8 protein-coding genes are annotated in these 16,231 nt (G+C 68.5%); 4 read left to right on the forward strand and 4 right to left on the reverse strand.

What is annotated here, in order from left to right; genetic code table 11:
- Positions 1-75 precede the first annotated feature (75 nt).
- The gene (locus tag ABGB08_RS22850) at positions 76-1,311 is read left to right on the forward strand and encodes a glycosyltransferase (protein ID WP_347593442.1); all 1,236 of its coding nucleotides are present in this window, start codon (positions 76-78) and stop codon (positions 1,309-1,311) included.
- 43 nt (positions 1,312-1,354) lie between these two features.
- Here ABGB08_RS22850 and rfbB read toward each other — a convergent pair whose 3' ends face one another.
- Entirely contained in the window at positions 1,355-2,335 is a 981-nt protein-coding gene (rfbB, locus tag ABGB08_RS22855; protein WP_347593444.1) for a dTDP-glucose 4,6-dehydratase, read from the reverse strand.
- A gap of 257 nt (positions 2,336-2,592) precedes the next feature.
- On the opposite strand from rfbB, the gene ABGB08_RS22860 reads away from it, so the two are divergent.
- A complete protein-coding gene (locus ABGB08_RS22860) occupies positions 2,593-3,822 on the forward strand; it encodes a class I SAM-dependent methyltransferase (RefSeq protein WP_347593446.1) in 1,230 nt (409 codons plus the stop codon).
- Positions 3,823-3,959: 137 nt separating this feature from the next.
- On the opposite strand, the gene ABGB08_RS22865 is transcribed toward ABGB08_RS22860, so the two are convergent.
- Positions 3,960-4,712: an alpha/beta fold hydrolase gene (locus tag ABGB08_RS22865; RefSeq protein WP_347593448.1), complete on the reverse strand. Its 753-nt coding sequence runs from the start codon at positions 4,710-4,712 to the stop codon at positions 3,960-3,962.
- A gap of 161 nt (positions 4,713-4,873) precedes the next feature.
- On the opposite strand from ABGB08_RS22865, the gene ABGB08_RS22870 reads away from it, so the two are divergent.
- Together ABGB08_RS22870 and ABGB08_RS22875 are read left to right on the forward strand one after the other, a co-directional pair.
- Positions 4,874-5,854: an ATP-binding cassette domain-containing protein gene (locus ABGB08_RS22870; RefSeq protein WP_347593450.1), complete on the forward strand. Its 981-nt coding sequence runs from the start codon at positions 4,874-4,876 to the stop codon at positions 5,852-5,854.
- Positions 5,855-5,857: 3 nt separating this feature from the next.
- Positions 5,858-6,625: an ABC transporter permease gene (locus tag ABGB08_RS22875; RefSeq protein WP_347593452.1), complete on the forward strand. Its 768-nt coding sequence runs from the start codon at positions 5,858-5,860 to the stop codon at positions 6,623-6,625.
- A gap of 66 nt (positions 6,626-6,691) precedes the next feature.
- On the opposite strand, the gene ABGB08_RS22880 is transcribed toward ABGB08_RS22875, so the two are convergent.
- Together ABGB08_RS22880 and ABGB08_RS22885 are read right to left on the reverse strand one after the other, a co-directional pair.
- Positions 6,692-7,720 carry an enoyl-CoA hydratase/isomerase family protein gene (locus tag ABGB08_RS22880; protein ID WP_347593454.1) on the reverse strand — a complete coding sequence of 343 codons (1,029 nt, stop codon included), beginning with the start codon at positions 7,718-7,720 and terminating at the stop codon, positions 6,692-6,694.
- A gap of 16 nt (positions 7,721-7,736) precedes the next feature.
- Entirely contained in the window at positions 7,737-16,226 is an 8,490-nt protein-coding gene (locus ABGB08_RS22885; RefSeq protein WP_347593456.1) for a type I polyketide synthase, read from the reverse strand.
- Positions 16,227-16,231 lie beyond the last annotated feature (5 nt).

Raw genomic sequence — 16,231 nt, forward strand, 5'->3', positions numbered from 1 at the left:
TCCAGGGAGGCAATCGAGAGTGAAAGCAACTCCGACCGTCGCGGCTCCGGCCCTTGACCGTCCGGCTTGGATACGATGCGCGCTCTCGTAGTGACCGTCGGCTCGCAAGGGGATCTCCAGCCTTTCCTCGCCCTCGGACAGCGTCTGCTCGCGGAGGGCCACGACGTCATGTTCTCGGCCTCCGACAATTACGCGGCGCACGCCGAAGCCGTCGGCGTGCCTTTCTCCGGCCGGCCGACTGTGGACGAGGCGGAAGTCGAGGAGTACTACACCCGCCTGGCCGGCACGAAGGACAAGCTGCGGCAACTGACGATCACGGTTGACGTGCTGGCGCGGGAACAGCGTGCCGCGGTGCCGGAGCTGATGGCGCTGGCAGGTGAGGCCGACGTCGTCATCCATCCGCCGCTGGCCGTCGCCGCGGTCGCCGCGGCGCGCGCGGTCGGCACGCCCCACGTGAGCGTGCACCACGCCTGGCCGCTGCGCCGAGCGCGCGGGTACGGCCCGACCAATATCGATTTCGGGCCCATCGGTAACGCCCTCGCCTGGTCGATCACCGGCTTGGCGGTCAGGCACGCGACCGACAGGTGCCTCAACCCCGTCGTCACCACGGCCGGCCTTCCGCCCTGGCGCGACATCATCTTCGACGCGAGCCATTCGCCCTTGCTCAACCTCGTCGCCACCAGCCCGCACACCCTCCCGCGCGATCCCCTCTTCGGCCCCACCTACCGCACCACGGGATACTGGTTCCTCGACGAACCGGAGTACGTGCCCCCAGACGACCTCGCGGCGTTCGTAGCCGACGAGCCGCCGGTCGTGATCGGCTTTGGCTCCAACAACGGGTTCGACTCCGACGCGGTCACCGAGCGGCTACTCGAGGCGGTTCGCGGCCTGGGCCGTCGCGTCGTCCTGCAATCCGGCTGGGCGGGGCTCGGCGCCGAGGAGCTGCCGCCCAACATATTCCTGGCGGACTTCGTCCCACACGGGTGGCTCTACGCCCGCGCCGCGTGCGTCGTCCATCACGGCGGGCCCGGCACGGCCGCGGCGGCCTTCCGGGCTGGTATCCCGCAGGCGGCCGTGTGGCTTCAAGGTGATCAGCTCCACTGGGGAAGGAGGATCGCACAGCTCGGAGTCGGACCTCCGTCTCGTAACCACCACGCTCTCAACGCCCGCTGGTTGCGAGGCACGATCGATCGCCTGCTCACCGACAGCGGCATGGCCGACCGCGCTCGGGCGCTCGGCGCCGCGGTCCGCGAAGAAGACGGGACGGGTGTGGCGGTTCGCGCGATCGAGGAGGTATTCGTGGCCAGGTAGCAGTGGCGCCGGCACAGAAAGCGGCCGGCGCCCTGGTCACTGACTACACGTCAATGGATTCCCACCAGGATCGGTTCTCCCGGTACCAGGTGAAGACATCCTCAAGACCTTCCTTGAAATCGATCACGGGTTCGAACCCGATCTCCTCGGTGATCTTCCTGTGGTCGAGCGAGTACCGGGGGTCCTGAGCCGGCCGGTCAGGCACATTGCGGACGCGGTCCCAGTCGGCCCCGGCCAGTTCGAGCAGCAGGCCGGTCAGCTCACGGTTGGTGAGCTCCGTTCCGCCGCCGATGTTGTAGATCTCGCCGGCGCGGCCCTTGTCAAAGACCAGGGAAACGCCGCGGCAGTGGTCGTCGACGTGCAGCCATTCGCGGATGGCGCTGCCATCGCCGTGCAGTGGGAGGTCACGCCCCTGGAGCAGGCGGGTGACGAAGCCGGGGATGATCTTCTCAGGATGCTGACGGGGTCCATAGTTGTTGGAGCATCGGGTGATCGACAAGTCCAGGCCGTGCAGGCGCCAGTGCGCTCGGGCGAGGCAATCGCTGGCCGCCTTCGACGCCGAGTAGATGTTGTTGGGCTCGACCGGAAACTGTTCCGTCCATGATCCGTCCTCGATCGACCCGTACACCTCGTCGGTGGACACGTGCACGACGCGCTGAACTCCACTCGTCCTGCACTGTTCGAGCAGGCGGTGGGTTCCCATCACGTTGGCCCACACGAACGGTTCCGCGTCGTCCCCCGCCCTGTCGACGTGCGACTCGGCGGCGAAATGCACGACTCCGTCGTGTCCGGGCAGGAGATCAGCCAGCAGCTGCCGGTCGCAGACGTCGCCGTGCACGAAGGTCAACTTCCGATGTGCCTCGGGCAGGTTGTCCCTCCGGCCGGCATAGGTCAATTTGTCCAGAACGGTGATCCGGGTGTCCTCGTGGCCGGGGTACCGACCGTCCAACATCGACCGTACGAAATGGGATCCAATGAACCCAGCTCCGCCAGTAACCAGGATTCGCATGTGATACTCCTTCATCCGCGTTACCTGCCTCGCCCCTGGCGGACAACTCAGGACGGAAACACGGTGTCGGCGAATGTGACTCCCCCAGATCGAGGGGGTTCGTTCCCGCGATTGTGCCTCAGCCCGATCAGGTATTTCCCTTAGTGTTCGCGGACGTAAGCTCCGACCGCCGGTTACTCAAGGGCTTGTCGTGAGCTGCCGAAATGTCTTCCGCCAGATCGAGCGCGGTGGCCACGGCGGCCGGACACGATGGGCGGAGGGAGAGAACGCTGATGGACACCACCAGCCGGTGCCTGGTGTGCGGGACCGCCAGTCTGGAAGGGGTGGTCTCGCTCACCCCGACTCCGCCCGCCAACGCCATCGCGTCCACACCCGAGGCGGCCCGAGCTCAGGAACGGTACCCGTTGGACCTCGTGCGCTGCGCCATGTGCGGCCTGGTCCAGCTGGTGGACGTGGTGCCCCGATCGGTCCTGTTCGCCGACTACCGGTACGCCACGGGCGCCGCTCCCGCCCTCGTCGAACACTGCCGTGCGCTGGCCGCCCGGGTCACGGATCGACTGGGGCTGGACGCCGGGGCGAAGGTGCTCGAAATCGGCTCGAACGACGGCACGCAACTGAGCTTCTTCGCCGAGCGCGGCATGACGGTGCTCGGTGTCGACCCGGCGGTCGAGCTGGGGACCTACGCGCAGGAGCGGGGAGTGCCGACGCTGACCACGCATTTCGGCGTGGAGACGGTCGAGAAGATATTGAGTGAAATCGGGCCCGTTGACGCGGTGCTGGGCAGCAATGTGCTCGCCCATGTCAACGACGTGAACGGAGTCCTCCGCGCGATCCGCCTGCTCCTCAAGCCGGGCGGCCGCGCCGTCATCGAGGTCGCGCACGTCCTGCCGATGGTCCAGCACGGTATCTTCGAGTTCGTCTACCACGAACACCTTTCGTACTTCTCCCTGCATGTGCTGGCACAGGCGGCCGCGGCGAACGGCCTCGCGGTGTTCGACGCTGAGCTCATCCCGGCCCAGGGAGGCTCATTGCGCTGCTGGATAGGCCGCGATGACGAAGCCCGCCCCTCGACGGCCGAATTCGACCGGATCTTGCGGGCCGAGGTCGACGCGGGCGTGCCCGACGGCGGTTTTCTCGACGGCTTCGCGGACCGCGTCAACCGGGTCTGCACGACCCTCAACGACGTGCTGGCCGGTCTGTCGAAAGTCGGCGGGCGGATCTGCGGGTACGGCGCGTCGGCGCGGGCCGTCACCCTGCTCTCCCAGGCCGGAGTGGGCGGTCAGATCGCGTGGATCGTCGACGACAACCCGCGCAAGGTGGGCAAGTTCACGCCGGGCGACGGTATCCCCATCGTGAGCTCCGAGCGGTTGACCGCGGACGCGGCCGACTACTGTGTGCTGTTCGCCTGGAACTTCGAGTCCAGCATCCGCGCCCGGTCTGCGGCGTTCACGGCATCCGGCGGCGCGTTCGTCGTGCCGTTCCCGGAGCTGTCCATCAGGTGATGTGACGGACGTGGCGCGGCACGCCGACCTCGGCCTGGTGGCAGGCGATGTCCGTGACCGCGCCCGAATCCGGGAAACAGTCGCCGCCGGGCGCTTCGACGCGTGATGCGGCCGCCGGCGGCAGGACCGGTCGCTCGTTACGCCCCGAGTGTCTGAGCGATCTCTTCGTTCACCGCCTGCTGATGCCGGGTGAGGAAGAAGTGTCCGCCAGAGAACACCCTGATGCGGAAGCTCCCTTCGGTGTGCCGACGCCAGGCCTCCGCCTCCTCGACCGTCGTCTTCGGGTCGGCGTCTCCGGTCAGCGCAGTGATCGAGCCACGCAGGCGTTGCTCCGGATCGCCGCGGTAGGTCTCGATCGCCCGATGGTCGCCCCGAAGCGCGGGCAGCGACATTCGGATGATCTCCTCGTCGCCGAGCACTCCGGCGTCCGTACCGTTCAGCAGCTTGATCTCGGCGATGATGCCGTCGTCGTCGCGCCGGTGGACCGACTCGTCCCGCTGGGTGGACGGCCCGCGGCGTCCCGAGGCGATCAACGTGTGCGGCGCGTTGACGCCCTTCCGCTCAAGCCGGGAGGCCACCTCGAAGCCGATCACCGACCCCATGCTGTGGCCGAAGAAGACCGTCGGCTTCTCCGACAGCGCGATCAGCTCGTCGACGATCCGATCCGCCAGCAGGCCGATGTCCGTGATGCACGGCTCCCGCAGCCGATCCTGCCGGCCGGGGTACTGGATGGCCACCACATCGGTGTCCGGTGCGAACGTGACCGAGGTCGGCAGGAAAAAGCTGGCTGATCCGCCCGCATGAGGGAAGCACACCAGACGCCTACCCGCCTGCGCCGCCGGGTGGTAGCGACGGATCCATGCGGTGCTGACGTCGTCCGCGGTACTCACGATCTGTTAGTCCTTTCATCGCGCCGAATTCCGCTCAGACCAGTGAACCCCGGCAACGACTCGCAAAATTACTACTTCTCCGTGCACTAGAAAACTCCGATGATTTCCCGGTTTTTCGACGTCTATTGTCCTGCTGACAATGTGCGGCAAGAGGGGTTTCCATGATCACGACTCATGGGCTGGCACGCAGTTTCCACGTGGACGGTCGGCGGATCGACGCGGTCAAGGGTGTCGACATCGACGTGTCGGCGGGTATGTGCGTCACTTTGCTGGGCCCTAACGGAGCGGGTAAGACCACGTCCTTTCGCATGCTCACGACGCTACTCCGGCCGACCTCCGGCACCGCCACCGTCGCCGGCCACGATCTGCTGGCCGATCCGACGGGTGTACGCAGACTCATCGGTTACGTCGCGCAGGACGGTGGCACCTGCGGCGAGCACACGGTTCGCGAGGAGCTCGAGACGCAAGGCCGGCTGTACGGCCTGTCGAGGGCCAAGGCACGGCGCCGCGGCGGGGAGGTGGTGGAGCAGCTTGAGCTGAACGGTCTGGAGAATCGGCTGGTCAAAACACTGTCAGGTGGACAGCGCCGCCGTCTGGACGTCGCTCTCGGGCTTGTTCACTCGCCGCTTGTCGTGTTCCTCGACGAGCCGACAGCCGGGCTGGACCCACAGAGCAGGGCGGCCCTGTGGAAGCGCGTCCACATGTTGCGCGCCGAGCTGGGCACCACCGTGTTCGTCACGACCCACTACCTCGAGGAGGCCGATGCCTTCTCCGACCAGGTGCTCATCATCGACCACGGGCAAATCATCGCGGAAGGTACTCCCGAGGCCCTCAAGGCGAAAGTGGCCGGGCACCGGGTCGAGATCACGGTGCCGATGGACATGGTCCAGACCGCGGCCGCCATCGCGGAGCGTCTCCCCCATGCGAGCAAACCCTCGGTCATAGGAGACACCGTGCGGTTTCAGGTACCGAGGGGAGACGCCGTGATCCCGGACATGATCCGCGCCCTGGATTTCGCGAACATCCCCACTCTCTCGATCCAGGTCGTACAGCCGACCCTTGACGACATATTCCTCCTTCTGACGGGTCGGAGCATCCGTGAGCAGCCCAACACCGAGACGTCAACCCCCGACAGGATGTGACCCATGTTTCGCGACGCAGCGCTGATCTTCCGGGGCGAGCTGATCCTGACGCGTCGGTCCTGGGCACCCATGGCGCTTTCGATCGCCCAACCCCTGACCTGGCTGGTGCTCTTCACCCCGCTGATGGTCGGACTCATGAAGGAGACGCCAGGCTCCCCGTCCGGGAGCGCCTGGATGGTCATGACACCCGCCCTCACGATCTATCTGGTGCTCATGAACAGCGCGTTCACCGGATACAAACTCCTGGGGGACCTGAGCAACGGAGTGCTTGAGCGCATGCGGGTCACTCCGGCCAGCCGCACGGCGCTCCTGCTCGGCTACGCCATGATGACCGTGCTCCAGACAGTGATCCAGAGCATTATGGTGTTCCTGCTGGCCTGGATACTCTTCGATCTCCCCTTAACGCTCATCGGCACGCTGCTGACCCTGGGCGTCGGGGCCCTGCTCACCTTCACGCTCACGGCATGCTCGATCACCCTGGCACTGCTGGCGAAGAGCGAACCGATCTTCACCGCGATCATCAGCACGGGTCTGCTGCCGCTGACACTCCTGTCGGGCATTCTGATGCCCATAACACCCGACCTGGCACCCCAATGGCTCTATATCCTGTCGCGGTGCAATCCGCTGACCTGGATCGCCGATCTCACCAGGGCGACCTTCACCGGTAACTACGCGTTTGAGCCGGTAGTCATCGGCGGCGGCATACTCGTGGCGATAACCGTGATGTCACTCTGGTGGGGCACCCGGACCTTCAATCGCGAGATCCTTTGACCTCGGGCCGGCCGATGCGACAGCACCGACCGGCCGACTGGTCACCTCAGCGGGGAAAGGCGCCGATCACGACGGCTCCGGTCCCCGTACCGTGACGTTCATGTCGAGCGCGGTGCCCTCGATCCATGGTTCGGGCTGGGTCAGGAAAACCGAATCGCCGTCAGTGCCCTCCTGCATCTGCACCCAGCGCCGCATGGCGGCCTGCGTGGTCGGTGACGTGAAGTTCATCAATGCGGCGGTGGCCTCTTGGTTAAGACTGGCCCGAGCCGAGATGGACTGGGCGTCGTTGAAGATCCGCTTCTGCCGGGCCACCACCTTCCGCGGCCGGCTGGCGTAGCGCTCCGCCATCCGCTGGACCGTGTCCAGCAGGTCCTCGGCCGGCACCACCCGGTTCACCAGACCCAGCTCCAGGGCCTCCTGCGGTGAATAGAAGCGCGCTTCGAGCATCATCTCCAAAGCTCGGGACGGCCCGACGAGCTGGGCGAGCCGTTGCCCGCCCAGGGCGGTGTTCAACCCCAGCGACAGTTCTGGCAGGCCGAAACCGGCATCACGATCGGCCGACACGCGCAGGTCGAAGAAGACCGACATTTCCAGGCCGCCGCCGCCGCACGGCCCGTTCACCGCGGCGATCCACACCGCCGGGGAGTACATGAGCCGCAGCGCCATGTCATGGAACTGGGTTATCGAGAGCAGTCCGCTCAGCGAGGAACGCGCGATCAGACGTTCACCCGCCCAGCCCGTCATGGCCCGCACACTCCGGAACAGGTTCTGGGCGACCGCATGGGAGATCTCCGGCACGCCATCGGAGTGCTCAGAGATGCGGGCGATGTCGGCGTGCGTGATGAACCGGCCGGGCCGCGCACCGGTGACGACGACCGCGCCCACCGAATCGTCGTGCTCCACCGCCTCGACGAGCCGGATGAAGTCCCGCTGCATCGTGGTGGTCAGGTAGTTGAAGGGCGGGTCGTCCACCCGCGCCGTCAGCACCCGGCCCGACTGCTCAAGCCGCAACGTGGACAGTTCGAGACCCGCCGCACCGCCGTCCACCGGCCGGCGATCCGTCTGTTCTCTACTGGACTGAGTCGCACGATCCATTGGTCTGAGAACTCCCTCAGTGTTCCAGGCGGAACCAGCCGTCGATCAGACGGGCCGTGTCCTCCGCCTTGTCGGCGAGCATCGAGAAGTGGTTCGCGTCGATCGTCCGTACGGCATGCGACGGGTCGAACGGCGTCGCCCGCCAGTAATCCGATTCAGGTTCGACGTCAGCGAACGGCTCCGTGCACTGAACGAACAGCACGGGCGCGCTCACGTCCGCCAGTTCGACGTCGTGCATAATGGCCGACCAATGCGCCATGGCGGACAGTCGCGCGCTGTTGAACCCGCCGAAAACCGTCTCCATCTGCAGGATGTATCCCAGCATCTGCTCGGACAGCAGCTGCGCATCGCCACCTGCCGGGGAATGGAAGGAGTCCAGCATCACCACCCCCGCAGGGGAGATCCCCGACTTCTCCAGGAGACTGGCCGCGCCATAAGCGAGAACGCCGCCGGCCGAATGACCGACGAGCACGAACGGTTCCCCCGCACTGGCCTGCGCGATGCTTTCCGCGATGCTCCCGAGGGCGATGTCCGTCGTGGCGGGCAGGCCCTCGCCGAGGGCGTAGCCCAGCAGGGGAAGCGCCGAAACGTGCCTTTCCCCCCGGAAGTGCGCGGCGAACCGCGCATACTGATGAACGCCGCCGGTCACCGTGGAAGAACTCACGCAGATCAGGCGAGGTCGCGCCGCGCCATTGGCCAGCGTCACCGGTTGAGGGAGTTCCGGCAGGCCGACGGGTGCTTCGTACATGGGCCGGGTCCGCGCCACGGCATACAGCAGTCCCAACGCCTCCTGCGCTTTGCCGGAACGGAAGGCGCCGCGGAACAACTCTGCCACGGTGTCGTCCACCTGGGCCACCGCAGTCGCCTGGCCGGCATTCATCCGGGTGCCGAGCTCATGCCGCAGCCAACGGCCGAGACCAGCGGAATTCGTGTTCTCGAACACCGCCATCAGCGGGAATTCCCAACCAATCGCCTTGACCAGGGAGTTACGCAATTCGGTCGCGGTGAACGAGTCGAGGCCCAGCTCGAAAAAATCACGTTCGAGATCGACGGCCGACGAGTCGCTGTGGCCGAGAACGGCAGCCGCATGACGCCGCACCAGTTCCTCCAGCACCTCGTCCTGCTGGGCTTCGCCAAGGCCGCGCAACCGCTCCCCTACCGGGTCGGCCTCGGGTGTCGCCGCACCGAGCAGCGGATGGTACGTCGCGGCCTGCCCCAGCGCCGCCACGTCCCCCATACCGGAGTCGGCGTTCTCAGGCCAGTACCGCTGGTGCTGGAAGGCATAGGTCGGCAGATCGACCCGGTGCCCGCCCGGCAGCACCGCCCGCCAGTCGACCGGCACCCCGTGCACGTGCAACTCGGCCAGCGCCGTCATCGCCGCCGTGTGCTCGTCCCGGTCCTTGCGCAGCACCGGCACCTGCACCGCGGCCGGCTGGCGCACGTCGGCGTCCGAGCCGGCGATCGTGGCAAGGTTCTCCCGGGCCATGGTGGTCAGGACACCATCGGGGCCCAGCTCCAGATACGCCCGCACACCCTGAGCGCGCAGGGCACGAATCCCGTCGGAGAACCGGACCGCTTCACGCACCTGCTCCACCCAGTAATCCGGCGAACACAGTTGCTCGGGCGTCGCTGCTTCTCCGGTCAGGGTGGACACGATGGGGATCCGCGACGGGTTGTAGGTGAGCCTGTTCGCCAGCGTGCGGAAGTCCGCCAGCATCGGGTCCATCAGCGGCGAATGGAACGCGTGCGACACCCGCAACCGCTTCGTCCGTGCCCCGCGCTCCGCCAACACGGCCGTCAACTCAAGGACCGGTTCCTCCATTCCGGAGATCACCACCGATACCGGAGAATTGACGGCGGCGATCGACACCTCGTTCTCACGTCCGGCCAGCAGCTCGGCGACCTCCTCCTCGGAAGCCTGCACCGCCACCATCGCCCCACCCGCGGGGAGCGCCTGCATCAACCGCGCCCGAGCCGCCACCAGCGCGCACGCATCACTCAGCGAAAGCACCCCGGCCACATGCGCCGCCGTGATCTCCCCGACCGAATGACCGGCCAGCACATCCGGGCGCACACCCCACGAGGACACCAGCCGGAACAACGCCGTCTCCACCGCGAACAACGCCGGCTGCGCCCACCCCGTCCGATCCAGCAACTCCGCCTCAGCGAACAGGACCTCGCGCAACGGCCTGTCGAGCAGCGGGTCCAGCTCAGCGATCACCTCATCCAGCGCCTGCGCGAACACCGGGAAACGGTCGTACAACTCCCGGCCCATCCCCGCCCGCTGACTCCCCTGGCCGGTGAACAGGAACGCGAGCCGGGGCTCCGCACCGGCCACCCCGCGCACCACACCCGCACCCGGCAGGTCCTCCGCCAGCGCGCCCAGCCCCGCAAGCGCACCATCGTGATCGGCGGCCAGCACCACCGCGCGATGCTCGAACACCGACCGCGACGCAGCCAGCGAGATCGCCGTATCGGCCAGCGCCACCTCACGACGGCCATCCACATGCGAGGCCAGCCGCCCGGCCTGCGCCCGCAACGCCTGACCCGTCCTGGCCGAAACCAGCACCGGCACCACACCCGACGCCGGAACCTCCACACCCGGACCGGCCGGAACCTCCGGCCCCTCCTCCAAGATCACATGCGCGTTGGTGCCGCTGATCCCGAAGGAGGAGACACCGGCCCGGCGCGGGTGACCGTTGCGCGGCCACTCCACCGGCTCGGTCAGCAGTTCCACCGCACCCGCCGACCAGTCCACATGCGAGGACGGAGTATCGACATGCAGCGTCTTGGGCAGCAGCCCATGCCGCATGGCCAGCACCATCTTGATCACACCGGCGACACCCGCGGCCGCCTGCGTGTGACCGATGTTCGACTTGATCGCCCCCAGCAGCAGCGGACGACCCTCCGGCCGGTCCTTGCCGTACGTGGCCAGCAGCGCCTGCGCCTCGATCGGATCACCCAGCGTGGTTCCGGTGCCGTGCGCCTCCAGCGCGTCCACCTCGGACGCCGACAAACCGGCACCGGCCAGCGCCTGACGGATCACCCGCTGCTGCGAAGGACCGTTCGGCGCGGTCAGCCCGTTCGACGCGCCGTCCTGATTGATCGCCGAACCGCGCATGATCGCCAGGACCTGATGCCCGTTGCGCCGAGCGTCCGACAACCGCTCCAGCACCACCACACCCACGCCCTCGGACCAGGTCGTGCCGTCGGCGCTGTCGGCGAACGCCTTGCACCGGCCGGTCGCCGACAGCCCGCCCTGCGCGCTGAAGCCGATGAACACCCCCGGGGTGGCCATCACGGTCACACCACCGGCCAGCGCCAGCGAGCACTCACCCGAGCGCAGCGCCTGCGCCGCGAGGTGCATCGCCACCAGCGACGAAGAACACGAGGTGTCCACCGTCACCGCCGGGCCCTCAAGACCCATCGTGTACGAGATCCGACCGGTCACGACGCTTCCCGCGGTACCGGTGCTGGCGAAGGCCATCGCCTCCGGCTGGAGGCCGAGGCTCATCACGTAGTCGTGGTGGATCAGCCCGGCGAACACACCGGTACTGCTGCCGCGCAACGAGACCGGGTCGATCCCCGCCCGCTCGATCGCCTCCCAGGACGCCTCCAGCAGCAGCCGCTGCTGCGGATCCATCGCCAGCGCCTCACGCGGCGAAATACCGAAGAACCCCGGATCGAATTCGGTCGCGTCCATGAGGAACCCGCCCTGGAAGCCCAGCTCGCCCTGCACCTGCCAGCCCCGGTCCCTGGGCACCGGGGAGATGGCGTCCCGGCCGTCGGCGACCAGCCGCCACAGATCCTCCGGAGAGCTCACTCCCCCCGGATAGCGGCAGGCCATCGACACGATCACGATCGGATCGTCCGCCACCGGCACCACCGCCGACGGCGCCGCCACCTGTGCCTGCCCGCCCAGCAGCTCCGCCAGCAGGTGGTCCGCCAGTACGGCCGGCGTCGGGTAGTCGAAGACCATCGTGGCCGGCAGGTTCAAACCGGTCGCGGCCTGGAGCGCGTTGCGGAGCTCGACCGCGGTCAGCGAGTCGAACCCAAGGTCCTGGAAAGCCCGTCCGGTCTCGATCGCATCCGCGCCGGAATGCCGCAGCACCACGGCGACCTGCTCGCGGACCATGTCACGCAGGACCTGCGACCGCTCGCCCGCCGCCAGCTCACGCAGTCGTGCCCGCAGGGCGGAGGCCGCCGACCGCTCGCCTTCCCGGATGGCGCGACCCGCCTCGACCAGACTCCGCACCTCCGGCAGATCGCCGAGCAGAGCGCTCTCCCGTACGGCCGTGAACGTCGGGGCGAACCGCTCCCAGGCGATGTCCGCGACCGCGACGGCCGCGTCGCGGTGCGCGACCGCCCGCCACAGCGCGGTGACGGCCACGCCCGGCGTCATCACCCGCACGCCACGCCGGGAAAGGTAGTCCTGTGCCGCGCCGGCGGCCATGCCGTCCCCGGCCCAGGGGCCCCACGCGACCGAGGTCGCCACGGCCGCGCGCGCCCGCCGCTGTTCGGCGAGGGCGTCAAGACAGGCGTTGGCGGCGGCGTACGCGGCCTGGCCGCCGCTGCCCCACACCGCGGCGATCGAGGAGAACAGCACGAAGAAGTCGAGCTCGAGGTCACCCAGCAACTCGTCGAGGTTCAGCGCGCCGACGACCTTCGCCCGCATCACCTCGGCCAGCTCGGCGGCGTCAAGCCCGTCCAGGCCGTTCGCCGGGCTGATACCGGCGGCATGGACCACCCCGGTCAGCGGGCACTCGGCTGGGACGTCGGCCAGCACGGCCGCGAGGTCGTCCGCATCGGCCACGTCGCACGCCACGATGCTCACCCGGGCGCCCAGCGCGGTCAGCTCCTCGCGCAACTCGGCTGCGCCGTCGGCCGCCAGGCCCCGCCTGCTGGTCAGCAAGAGATGTTCGGCGCCCTGGGCGGCCAGCCACCGGGCCACGTGACCACCGAGCGCACCCGTGCCACCGGTGATCAAGACCGTGCCGTGCGGTCGCGGCATGGCGTCGGTGCCCCGGTAGGGGGCATGGGCCAGTCTGCGGCCATACACGCCGGTCGAGCGGATCGCCACCTGATCCTCGGAATCGGGGGCAGTGAGGATGCCCGCGAGCCGGGTCACCACCCGCTGGTCCAGCGTCTGGGGAAGGTCGATCAGGCCGCCCCACCGCTGCGAGTACTCCAGCGCGGCCACCCGGCCAAGGCCCCACACGCCCGCCTGAGCCGGGCTCGGCGCCTGGTCAGACCGGCCGATCGCGACCGCGCCCTTCGTGACACACCACAGCGGCGCCTCGACACCGGCATCACCAAGCGCCTGCACCAAGGTCACCGTCAGCGCCGAACCCGCTGAGACCTCCGTGGTCTCACGCAGCGCCAGCAGCGACACCACCCCGGCCGGTTCCGCATCGAGGCTCTCGCGTAGTCGCTCCGCGAGCACGGCCCGGTCCTGGCCGGACACATCCAGCCGTACGGCCGCCGCGCCGAACATCTGGACCACGGACTCCACCCAGACGTCGCCCGCCAGCTCGGCGGGCACGACGACGAGCCAGCTGCCAGGGTCGGCAGCGGCCGAGACGCTGGTCAGCGGCTTCCAGCTGACGCGGTAACGCCAGGAGTCCGCGACGGACGTCTCACGCTGGGCCCGGCGCCAGGACGTCAACGCCGGCAACACCGCACCGAGCGTCTCCTGCTCCACATCCAGCCGCGCCGCCAGGGACTGAAGGTCCTCACGATCGATGGTGGCCCAGAACTCCGCGTCCACCGGATCGGCCACGGCGGCGCCGGCGGCGGGGGCGGCGGCCTCGGGCCAGAACCGCTGGCGCTGGAAGGCGTACGTGGGCAGGCCGACCCTGCGGCCGCGCGGGAGCACCTTCTCCCAGTTCACCGGCACCCCGTACACGTGCAGGCGAGCCAGCGCCTCGGTGGCGGCCTCGTGCTCGTCCCGGTCCCTGCGCAGCAGCGGCACCAGCGCGACGTCTGATTCCAGGTCAGCCAACGTGTCCTGGGCCATGGCGGTCAAGACGCCGTCGGGGCCCAGCTCCAGATAGGCCCGTACGCCCTGCGCGTGAAGGGTGCGCATCCCGTCGGCGAAGCGGACCGAGCCACGGACCTGATCCACCCAGTAATCCGGCGAGCACAGTCGCTCGGTCGTGGCCGGTTCCCCGGTCAGGGTGGAGACGATGGGGATCTGCGGCGGGTTGTAGGCGAGCCTGCCGGCCACCGTGCGGAAGTCCGCCAGCATCGGGTCCATCAGCGGCGAGTGGAACGCGTGCGACACCCGCAGCCGCCGCGTCCTGACCTCCTGGGATTCCAGCGCGGCGGCGACCTCAAGCACCGCCTCCTCTACACCGGAGAGCACCACCGAGGCAGGACTGTTGACCGCCGCGATCGACACCTCCTTTTCACGCCCGGCCAGCAGATCGGCGATCTGATCCTCCGACGCCCGCACCGCGACCATCGCCCCACCGGGCGGCAACGCCTGCATCAACCGCGCCCGGGCCGCCACCAGCGCGCACGCATCACTCAGCGAGAGCACCCCGGCCACATGAGCCGCCGTGATCTCCCCGATCGAATGACCCGCCAGCACATCCGGCCGCACACCCCACGAGGACACCAACCGGAACAACGCCGTCTCCAGCGCGAACAACGCCGGCTGCGCCCACCCCGTCTGGTCCAGCGACTCCGACTCGGTGAACATCACATCACGCAACGATCCGTCGAGCAGTGGGTCCAGCTCGGCGATCACCTCGTCCAAAGCCTCGGCGAACACCGGGAAGCGGTCGTACAGCTCCCGGCCCATGCCCGCGCGCTGGCTGCCCTGACCGGTGAACAACACCGCGAGCTTCGGCTCCGTCGCGGCCACGCCGCGCACCACACCCGCGCCCGGCCGGTCCTCCGCCAGCGCACCCAGCCCGGCCAGCAGACCATCACGATCACTCGCCAGCACCACCGCACGATGCTCGAACACCGACCGCGTCGCAGCCAGCGCGAACGCCGTATCGGCCAGCGCAACCTCACCGCGCTCCCGCACATGCGAGACCAGCCGCTCGGCCTGCGCCCGCAACGCCTGACCCGTCCTGGCCGAGACCAGCACCGGCACCACACCCGATGCCGGAACCTCCGCGACCGGTTCGGCCGGAACCTCCGGCCCCTCCTCCAAGATCACATGCGCGTTGGTGCCGCTGATCCCGAACGACGACACACCCGCCCGGCGCGGACGACCGGTCCGCGGCCACTCCGCCGGCTCGGTCAGCAACTCCACCGCACCCGCCGACCAGTCCACATGCGAAGACGGCGCAGCCACATGCAACGTCTTGGGCAGCACCCCGTGCCGCATCGCCAGCACCATCTTGATCACACCGGCGACACCCGCGGCCGCCTGCGTGTGACCGATGTTCGACTTGATCGCCCCCAGCAACAGCGGACGACCCTCCGGCCGGTCCTTGCCGTACGTGGCCAGCAGCGCCTGCGCCTCGATCGGATCACCCAGCGCCGTTCCGGTGCCGTGCGCCTCCACCGCGTCCACCTCGGACGGCGACAAACCGCCGCTGAGCAGCGCCTGCCGGATCACCCGCCGCTGCGAAGGACCATTCGGCGCGGTCAACCCGTTCGACGCACCATCCTGGTTGACCGCGGACCCGCGCACGACCGCCAGCACCTGATGCCCGTTCCGGCGCGCGTCCGACAGCCGCTCCAGCACGAGCACGCCGACGCCTTCAGACCAAATGGTGCCGTCCGCCGAGTCGGAGAACGCCTTGCAGCGACCGTCCGGCGCCAGCCCGCCCTCGAAACCCACGAACGCCAACGGCGACGTCATCACCGTGATACCGCCGGCCAGTGCCAGCGAGCACTCACCCGAGCGCAGCGCCTGCGCCGCAAGGGATAACGTCACCAGCGACGATGAGCAGGCGGTGTCCACCGTCACCGCCGGGCCCTCCAGACCCAGCGTGTACGAGAGACGGCCGGACAACACGCTGGCCGACAGACCGGTGAGGCCGTGGCCCTGCGTATCCGCCTGAGTGCTCATGAGCAGATTCGCGTAGTCCTGGCCGTTGGTGCCCACGAACACGCCGGTCTGGCTGCCCTTCAGCGAGTCCGGGTCGATCCCGGCCCGCTCGACCGCCTCCCACGACACCTCCAGCAGCACCCGCTGCTGCGGATCCATCGCCAGCGCCTCACGCGGCGAGATCCCGAAGAACCCGGCGTCGAAGTCCGCCACATCAGGCAAGAACCCGCCCTGGCCCCCGACGCCCATCGCCGCCAGCAATTCCACATCCCAGCCCCGATCGGCCGGGAAGGGCGAGATCGCGTCCTCACCCTCGGACAGCAACCGCCACAGATCTTCAGGAGAATCGACCCCGCCGGGATAGCGGCACGCCATCGACACGATGGCGATCGGCTCATGCCTACCGGACTCCACCTCTTCGAGCCGCCGGCGAGTCTCGTGCAGATCGGCGGTGACCCACCTCAGGTACTCGACGAGCTTCCGGTCTTCAGACATGAGCG

The organism is Acrocarpospora sp. B8E8, assembly GCF_039871605.1.
In the GTDB taxonomy this organism is placed as follows: Bacteria; Actinomycetota; Actinomycetes; order Streptosporangiales; family Streptosporangiaceae; genus Acrocarpospora; species Acrocarpospora macrocephala.

Excerpts from the sequence above, each read along its gene's own strand:
- ABGB08_RS22850 (WP_347593442.1), top strand. The coding sequence starts at position 76 with ATGCGCGCTCTCGTAGTGACCGTCGGCTCGCAAGGGGATCTCCAGCCT.
- rfbB (WP_347593444.1), bottom strand. The coding sequence starts at position 2,335 with ATGAAGGAGTATCACATGCGAATCCTGGTTACTGGCGGAGCTGGGTTC.
- ABGB08_RS22860 (WP_347593446.1), top strand. The coding sequence starts at position 2,593 with ATGGACACCACCAGCCGGTGCCTGGTGTGCGGGACCGCCAGTCTGGAA.
- ABGB08_RS22870 (WP_347593450.1), top strand. The coding sequence starts at position 4,874 with ATGATCACGACTCATGGGCTGGCACGCAGTTTCCACGTGGACGGTCGG.
- ABGB08_RS22875 (WP_347593452.1), top strand. The coding sequence starts at position 5,858 with ATGTTTCGCGACGCAGCGCTGATCTTCCGGGGCGAGCTGATCCTGACG.
- ABGB08_RS22880 (WP_347593454.1), bottom strand. The coding sequence starts at position 7,720 with ATGGATCGTGCGACTCAGTCCAGTAGAGAACAGACGGATCGCCGGCCG.
- ABGB08_RS22885 (WP_347593456.1), bottom strand. The coding sequence starts at position 16,226 with ATGTCTGAAGACCGGAAGCTCGTCGAGTACCTGAGGTGGGTCACCGCC.